Source organism: Microcoleus sp. CAWBG58 (assembly GCF_020883045.1).
Lineage (GTDB): Bacteria > Cyanobacteriota > Cyanobacteriia > Cyanobacteriales > Microcoleaceae > Microcoleus.
In genome coordinates this window covers 23,125-30,253 of the sequence record NZ_JAHRFA010000080.1, presented here as the reverse complement: position 1 = coordinate 30,253, position 7,129 = coordinate 23,125, and the positions used below count along the sequence as shown (strand labels likewise).

Below are 7,129 nucleotides of genomic sequence, written 5' to 3'. Positions count from 1 at the left end.
GACAGTTGACAGTTGACAGTTGACAGTTGACAGTTGACAGTTGACAGTTGACAGTTGACAGTTGACAGTTGACAGTTGACAGTTGACAGTTGACAGTTGACAGTTGACAGTTGACAGTTGACAGTTGACAGTTGTCGTGGTTCCCGATCGCACTTTTGCTCAATTTGAAAAGTGCGATCGATCTTTTCCCCAATCCAGTTTAAAATTGTTCCGGGTCAATGCCGATCGATCGCAGTCTGTCTAACTTAATTCATCTGGGTTAATGCCCATTTCTCGCAGCCGTTCCGCCAAAAGTTGCGATCGTCGCCGTTCCTCTGCTAAAGTGGTTTCTGCAAGTTCTGCCCGCTGATGTTCCTCTGCTAAAGTGGTTTCTGCAAGTTCTGCCCGCTGTTCGGCTTGTTCTAGGCGTTGACAAATCTCAACGTAGGAGAAAAATCTAGTGCCATCAGGTCGATAAATTTGCAATTCATCGCCGGATAAATCAAAGCGAATTGCCAATCGAGGACTCACGTAATTTTCCATAGATGCGATCGCATCTAAGCCATCTTGTCCCCGCAGCCACCCTCGCAGTTGGTTGTTGGTAGGATTGTAGATATAATATTCTTCAACTCCGTGGCGATCGTAAAATAGCAACTTCTTATCCATTTCATCCTGCGTATTGCTAGGAGAAAGAATTTCAAACACAACTTGCGGTGCAATTCCTGACTCATTCCACTGTTGGTAAGAACTGCGTCTCCCTTTAGGTATGCCGAACGCAACCATCACGTCGGGCGCATTAACAATATTGGATCTTCCCTCGATTGGATACCAAAACAAATCACCAGCTACGAACACATTCTCGTCATCAGCATACATCCATTCTAAATTTTGTTCGATGACGAGAATCCACCGAAATTGGTCAGTATTATTTGCCATTGGTTTACCGTCGCTGTCGGGGTAAACAACTGCTTCCTGAGTAGGGGATGGGATTTGAGTTACCATAACAGTTGTGCGGGGTGAAAGACTGTTGAATTTAATTTTAGCAGTTTGGGAAGGGTGAGAAGTGCGATACTTCTGAATAAATAGCCCATTCATCTGACTCTTTATTCTATTCCTCAGCGTTTCTTCCCTGTTGCCGGAATGACTTCGGGTAAATTATCCCGGCACCGGCAAGCATCGACAGTTACCTTCGGCAGAATTGAGGCCATAGCCACAAGCGATAAAATACTTTTTCAGCTAACTACTCATCCCAGAAATTCCCTGTTTGATCCGATTAAGCACTGGCTCAGCTAAATCATCATTTTCGCCCAAAATTTCTTTAACGCGGTCTAAAGATGCTGTTTGCCATGCTTCTTTTGTGGGATACTGTTCGGCTAAAATTTGCCAAATTTTATCTTCTAGATATTGCATTTTAGTGACTGCTTTCAAGAATTTTGGTGAAATATACCGTTCCCGTCCTGTTTTATTAAGCAGAGGTTTAATCCGTTCATCTGCACGTAATTGCGTCTCCAAATATTCTGCTAATTCTTGACCTTCTTTTTCACCGTAATCGACATAGATACGTCCTTGGAGATCGACAGGCAGATATTGGTTGTTATTCTTACGCATTAAGACAATTGGACGTTCGCGCAAATCAAAGCGAGCCGCCCCTAATTCAAACATCACATTCGGATTGGCATCAGTGACTTCAGCAATAAAAGAATGGGCTTGATCCATGTGATAGCGGACATTCTCAATTACAGTGTCTTCATACTGTTTGTCACTAGCTACAAATAGCTGGCAGCCGAAATGGTTTTCAATGACTTCTCGTACTGTTTCAATAAATGGTTGATATGTATTTTCTAATGGAGTCATTAAAAAGAAAATAAGATGCTTGGGCTTTTTGCCTTCTTTCTGATTTTTTTGCATGGCTTGACGCTGTTTTTCTAAATCCTCAGCTTGACGCTGTAAATCTGCTTTTTCAATGATGTAATCAAGGTCGCGCCGCAGCAGCTTTTGAAAATCATCGTAAAATATGCGAGCATTTTGTGGAGTCATTAACTCTTGGTTATAGAGAATAGAACTGTTATAGATACCAAGCATAATATCTAACACATTAGGGTTGTCAAAGCTTTGTTTAGCTAACAGCCGTACCATTGGATTTCCAGCATTGAGAATTAACCGTAAAGCAGAATTATGGGACATTCGCATCATTTCTTGAGCCATTTCGCGCAAATCTTCTGGCGTATTAGGATCGCTTAAGAGTTCGCGGGCTTTCATTCCACCTGTACTCTCTTCAGTAGACCGAATCATGGCTGTTAATTCTGTGGGTTCAAAGTAACGTGCCTCTACCCGAATGCGTCCCGTACCGCCTGGACGAATCACTTGAGACATATGTTCGGCTAATCGTTTCAGTTTGACATCAGCTTGCTCGTGAAGTTCCTGAAAGACATTCGGATCTTCTTCGCGGTCAACTGCTACTAGCTTAATCTTGCCTTTAGCACGTTTCTCATACTCTTTAATCAGATTTTGTTCAAAAGGATAACTAGCATCGACGACTAAGGTTTTAGCAGCATCAGCCATTTGGAAATATTGATTGGCTGCGTTAGTGTCGCTGAAATAAGGCAAAGGTTGAGATTTGCCTTCTGGGTGGGGAAGTTCCTCTAAAACTTGCGATAAAGTACGCCACTGGTGGGTAAATTCACCTGTATAAGTAGTAGTAGGTTCACCTTTGTTGGTGCGCCATTGTAGTAAATCGGCAAATTTATCAAAAAATTCATCATGATACCAACAGGCTGCTTTAATACTGAGGTCGTGGAAGCGGAGAATTTCTGAGAATCGCTTAGGATTGCTTTGAGAAAGTTCTTCAAGATGTTTAACCACTAAATTGCCTAAAGCATCTTGCAAAAGCTGAAGATTCTCGTCGCGAATAAAATTGTCACGGGCGGCTGTCAGGGTTAAGGTTTGATCTCCCGAACAGATTACTCCATTAATAAATTGTGCCCATTCAGGTAATAAATCTGTTTCCTTCTCGCAGATAAACATCCGATTAACAAACAAGCGTACAGCACGAGGTAACTGTCGCTGAAAAGTACGGGATCGCGTGATATACAAAACCCCTGATGTATTTAACTCAGGCAGTTGCACAGGGATAGCCTCTAATACGCTATCGCGCATAGTTTTTTCGAGATAAATGCGTGTATCTAGCGATATTTCTTGGCGACTTCTGCCTTCCTGTTCCCAAGGCATCCGCATGACGTTGATCGGTTCTGAACTGCCATTAAGGTGAATCGGTACTTTTAAAAAATCAGTATAGTCGCGAATGACTTTTTGTACTTTTTCTTTATGGATAACTCCTTTTTCTTCTTCGCCTTTGAGAAAAACTGTTACCGTTGTCCCTGGTTCACTGACTTCGCAGGGATCGATGGTGTAATCTTTATTACCAGAGTTTTGCCACACCCACCCTTCTTGTTCACCTAAGCGACGGGTGCGGACTTCTACTCGACTAGCTACCACAAACGCCGACAAAAAACCGATGCCAAATAAGCCAATTAAGCCTTCTATGTCCTGTTCTTTTCTGGCGATTCTAGTTGCTCCTTTCCCAACTGTTGATAAATACTCAATTAGGTCATTTTTATTCATGCCTATTCCCGTATCTCGGAGTACAAATCGCAATTCATCGGGACGAGTTTCAATGCTGATTTTGCCAACAAAAGCATCACCTTCTTTGGCACGACGGCGCATGATAGCATCATGAGCATTTTGAATTAATTCTCTAATAAAAACTCGCTTTTCGCTATACAAGTTGCAAGCTAATAGTTGAATTAAGCCGTCAAAGTCAAACTTCATTTCTAGCATAATAATCCTCGTGTTTAGGTTAATTAGTTGACTGTTGGCACTAGCTCTTTCAATCGTTCAAAACGTTGCTGTACTTCCGCTTGTCTCCAAGTACATCGGAAACAATTATCTAAATATTTTGCCTGAACCATAGCCCGGTTTATGCCTCGACGAGCTAACTGTTTTCTCAGTTGAAAATCTGCCTCCTGAAAACCGGATGACCAGTAACTAGGAACTTGTTGGGGTTGGCGATACCAATAATCATCAACGGGGAGAACTCCTGCCGAGTAGCGAATACTAGCGAGTCGATAATCTGCCAATAATAAGGCTTGATTGTACTTATTATATACGTCAATTTTTCCGGAAAAACGCTGTCTCAAACGAAAACGGGCGGGATGGTTAGTGTCAGCGGGGTCGCCTAAATCGGGCTGGAGGAGTAGGGTTCTTACCCGAAGGTCAAGCGCGGGAATTGCAAACTCATATTCCTGAACTAGATCGGCTTTCTTTTCTGCTTGGATGGCGTGTTGCTCTGCTTGATCCCAGTTTTCTTGATAAAGGGCAAGATTACCTTGTAGATTATACCAAGCAATTCGGCTACTGGGCCAGTCTGTCTCTGTTTCGCCCAAGATATCGCACCACCTTTGGGCAGAGTCGGGCTTTCCTAATCGAAGATTGCAGAACCCAGCGAGTGAGGCTTTCGAGAATTTAACATAACCACAGTCATTATATTCACTCCAAGCGAGTTCATATTCTGCTAAGGCCTCCTGCCACTTGCCTTGTGATGCGAGTAAAGCACCTGTATCTTGATGAATATCGGCTATTGGTAATTCGGGATATTCTTGCTGAAACAGGCGCAGTTTTTCTAGATTGCGTTCTAGTTTATCCAATTCTGGCGAGTAGCATTTAGAAATGCAAAAAACTCGTTTTCTTGCACGCCATCTGTCTATAATATCTAGTTCAGTATCAGCAGTGCTTAAAATATCGATTAGCAGACTATAGGCTTTCAAGGGATGAGAGGCATCATGCCAACTAATAGCTGCCCACACCCCTGCTGTTGCTGCTTCTTGACTTAAGCTGTACTCCTTAGCAATTTGGCGGGCTTGCTGGAAAAGTACAGCCGCGTCGTAGCAGCGGTTTTTTCTGTATAGTTCACCAGCCTCATCGTAAATATTTTGGTAGCGAGTCGTCATAGTTATATTTTTTCTATTTGCTTACATTTCCAGCCATTGATGTATACGTTTGAGAATTATCTCTGCAATATCCATGTGTTGATCGACAATAGAAGCCACTTTATTCACCGTAGCATTTTGCCATGCCTCTCTAGTTGGGTAAGTGTTTTGTAGTTCTCGCCAAGTTTTAGAGTTAAACTGTAAAGGGACAATTTTTTGTAGCCTTGAAATTGAAATAAAATGTTCGCGGACAGATGTTTTAGCAGTTTGTATAAAATGAATATTTTTGGAGAGTTCTTCTTCTAGATAGTGCACCAACTCTTGTTGATAAGAACATTCATACGAAATGAATTGACGACCTAACAAACTTCGGGGCAAGGTGTTTTGTGTTTGAGTTAAGATGATGCAAGGACAATGACTTTGAAAAAAATTTGCTGCTCCAAGGAGGTACATTACATCCGGGTCAGCGTCTGTTACCTCTGCTATATAAGCATCAGCTTGTTCTAAGTGCATCCGAATGTTTTCAGCCTTGATATTACTGAAGTATTTATCAGATTCCAATAAAAGCTGGCATTCCCATTGTTCCTCTATTACTTCACGTAAAGCCGATATTAGCAAAGAGTAATTTTCTATGTTAAGGTAAGCATCTGTAGCCGTTGCACCTATTACTCTGCTTGTGCTTTTGTCAAAATTAGGCAAAATCAATAATATTGCTCGATGACCTACTCGATCTAGATTTGAGGGATGTCGATCTACCAGATCGCCAAGTTTTTCGTAGGGAGTCATCATGGTATTGCCTGCCCGATACACTTCAGGATAATGCTGGCAAAGTCAGCGTCTTTACCTAGCAGAGATTCCAAAGTATTTACACTTGCCTGTTGCCACGATTCTTTTGTGGGATAACGTTCTTGCAGAAGCTGCCATGTTTTTTCCGGTAAAGAGAAGCGCATCATGGTTTGCAATTTACTAATAGAGAGAAAATGCTCCCGTTCAGGATCGTTGAGCATTTGCTTGATTACTTCAATTCGCGTTAATTCGCTATCAAGATAGTTTGCTAAGTCAGCAGTTTCGCCAGCATAATAAATAACCATCCGCCCTTGTAAACTTTTCGGTAAGTTCGGCTGACCTTGAGCTAACAAAATAGACGGAAAATGACTCAAATAGAATTGAACTGCACCCAGTACAAACATCACTTCAGGGTCAGCCGAACTAATGTCAGCAATAAAGGCATGGGCTTGTTCCATGTGGCAGCGGATATTTTCCAGGGTGCTGTCGCCATACTGCCTATCTTTTGCCGTCATTAATTGGCATCCCCAGCGATCTTCGACAACCTCGCGGAGGGTATTCAGCAATGAATAATAGTTGCTGTCATCTGGTAACATCGCAAAAAAGATGCGGTGTTTGAGTTCGCTAGTCTGGAAAGTTTGTAATCTTTTATCCCATATTTGAACTGCGGCTTGGTTAATTTCGGATAACTCCAGCCATTTGTCAAACAGCTTATCGAGACGTGTAGCTACACCTGAATTAGCCATCACACGATCATAGTATCGGTCAGTAACCACACCAACAACTCGCCTGCTGGGATAGTGATAAACAGAACCTCCGCTATGTCCTTTGCCCTTAATAGCTTCTGACAACTCAACACATTCATCTTTACGCCATCTAGAAATATGTCCCTTATAAACGCCAACCTCCTGGTTGTAAGACAAATTACTGGCTGGATAGCCAATTGTTACCACTTCATCACCGGTATTTTTCTCGGCTGCATATCCCAATGGTAAATAGTGACTTGGCTGATGGTTGGCTTTGAGAATGGCTAAATCGTATTGGGCGAGGGATTTGTCAGGATCTAATTGGGCTGGGAACTTACCATCGTAAGGACTTTCCAGTGTAATGCTACCTGTCCCAGCACCAACGCAGTGGTAAGCAGTCAAAACATAGCCGTCGCGGGTAATGAAAAAACCAGTCCCTATAAATTCGCCGTTGACAAAAATTTTGAGGGTGGCATTCTTGATGTACTGCTCAATTCGTTTGAAGTCGGGCTTTGGCATGGCGCTCTGCTGCTGAATTGATCTCTGCTCATAGCTTATAGCGATTCAGGGGTGTAGTGCTAGACAGATACACGGATTTAGAGACGAGCATGGTTGTGTCCCTACTGTATTGTC

General features: G+C 42.5%; 6 protein-coding genes. All 6 read right to left on the bottom strand.

Annotated elements, in window-relative coordinates; genetic code table 11:
• On the bottom strand, nucleotides 1–193 hold a 193-nt coding region (locus QZ918_RS26685; protein ID WP_293340454.1), incomplete at its 3' end, for a hypothetical protein.
• Between the two features lie 47 nt (nucleotides 194–240).
• Entirely contained in the window at nucleotides 241–981 is a 741-nt protein-coding gene (locus QZ918_RS26680) for a Uma2 family endonuclease (RefSeq protein WP_293340460.1), read from the bottom strand.
• Nucleotides 982–1,215: 234 nt separating this feature from the next.
• A complete protein-coding gene (locus QZ918_RS26675; RefSeq protein WP_293340452.1) occupies nucleotides 1,216–3,816 on the bottom strand; it encodes an ATP-binding protein in 2,601 nt (866 codons plus the stop codon).
• Nucleotides 3,817–3,839: 23 nt separating this feature from the next.
• Nucleotides 3,840–4,985 (bottom strand): hypothetical protein, encoded by a 1,146-nt coding sequence (locus QZ918_RS26670; RefSeq protein ID WP_293340450.1) that lies wholly within the window; start codon nucleotides 4,983–4,985, stop codon nucleotides 3,840–3,842.
• 21 nt (nucleotides 4,986–5,006) lie between these two features.
• On the bottom strand, nucleotides 5,007–5,753 hold the full coding sequence (locus tag QZ918_RS26665; protein WP_293340448.1) for a hypothetical protein: 747 nt from the start codon (nucleotides 5,751–5,753) through the stop codon (nucleotides 5,007–5,009).
• Nucleotides 5,750–7,015 carry a S1 family peptidase gene (locus tag QZ918_RS26660; protein ID WP_293340446.1) on the bottom strand — a complete coding sequence of 422 codons (1,266 nt, stop codon included), beginning with the start codon at nucleotides 7,013–7,015 and terminating at the stop codon, nucleotides 5,750–5,752. Before QZ918_RS26660 ends, QZ918_RS26665 begins: the two co-directional genes overlap by 4 nt.
• Nucleotides 7,016–7,129: the final 114 nt, after the last annotated feature.

Coding starts and splice junctions, on each gene's coding strand:
- QZ918_RS26680 (WP_293340460.1), bottom strand. CDS start 981: ATGGTAACTCAAATCCCATCCCCTACTCAGGAAGCAGTTGTTTACCCC.
- QZ918_RS26675 (WP_293340452.1), bottom strand. CDS start 3,816: ATGCTAGAAATGAAGTTTGACTTTGACGGCTTAATTCAACTATTAGCT.
- QZ918_RS26670 (WP_293340450.1), bottom strand. CDS start 4,985: ATGACGACTCGCTACCAAAATATTTACGATGAGGCTGGTGAACTATAC.
- QZ918_RS26665 (WP_293340448.1), bottom strand. CDS start 5,753: ATGATGACTCCCTACGAAAAACTTGGCGATCTGGTAGATCGACATCCC.
- QZ918_RS26660 (WP_293340446.1), bottom strand. CDS start 7,015: ATGCCAAAGCCCGACTTCAAACGAATTGAGCAGTACATCAAGAATGCC.